Source organism: Streptomyces sp. NPDC044061, from assembly GCF_056434305.1.
This window is the reverse complement of the sequence record NZ_JBWKFL010000199.1, coordinates 1-1012: the sequence shown is the minus strand read 5'-3', so window position 1 is coordinate 1012 and position 1012 is coordinate 1. Positions and strand designations below refer to the sequence as shown.

General features: G+C 65.9%; 1 protein-coding gene. It reads right to left on the bottom strand.

The genetic code is table 11. The features are described from left to right. A partial coding sequence (locus AC07CM_RS51075; protein WP_478883387.1) for an IS630 family transposase occupies nucleotides 1–971 on the bottom strand: 971 nt, incomplete at its 3' end. Nucleotides 972–1012 lie beyond the last annotated feature (41 nt).

Here is a 1012-nt window from a genome sequence, read left to right as displayed (position 1 = left end):
CCGGTCGGCGTGAAGTGGACGTGGAAGCGGGGGTGCCGGGCGAGCCACTTCTGGATCTCGGGGGTCTTGTGGGTGACGTAGTTGTCGCAGACCAAGTGCACGTCAAGGCCGGCGGGAACGGTCTTGTCTATGGCGGTCAGGAACTTCTTGAACTCGATGGCCCGGTGGCGGCGATGAAGTTCACCGATGACGGTGCCATCAGCAATGTTGAAGGCGGCGAACAGGCTGGTGATGCCGTGCCGCAGGTAGTCGTGGGTACGCCGTTCGGGCATGCCCGGCATCATCGGCAGCACCGGCTGGGACCGGTCCAGCGCCTGGATCTGGCTCTTCTCATCCACGCATAACACCACTGCCTTCTCAGGCGGGTTGTGATACAGCCCGACCACATCGACGACCTTGTCGACGAACTGCGGGTCGGTGGAGAGTTTGAAGGCGTCCTGCAGGTGCGGCTTGAGGTCGAACTTCTTCCAGATCCTGCCGATGGTGGACTTCGACAGTCCAGTGCGGGCGGCCATGGAGGCGCGCGACCAGTGGGTGTCCTTGCCCGGCGTGGATTCCAGGGTCGCGACGATGACGTCTTCGACCTGGTCGAGCAGGATCGAGGGCGGCCTGCCGGTGCGTGGTTCGTCTTGCAGGCCGTCGAGGCGATCGGCCACGAAACGGGCCCGCCAACGGTCCACGGTCGACTGGTCCACCCCCAGATGGGCCGCGACCTGCTTGTTCGTCACGCCCTCCGCGCACCGCAGCACAATCTTCGCTCGCAGCGCGAGGTACTGGGCCGTCTTCGCCCTCCGCGACCAGCGCACCAACTGGGCCCGCTCGTCCTCGGTCAGGACCAGCTCAGACTTCGGCCGGCCGATAGGCCCCTCATCCTCTAGCCCCGCCAGCCGCTCAGCGGCGAACTTCCCCCGCCACTTGCGGACCGTCTTCACGCCGGCCCCGACCGCCTGAGCAGCACCAGCATTCGACATCCCGTCAGCACACGCCAGGATGATCCGAGCTCGCTCAGCCG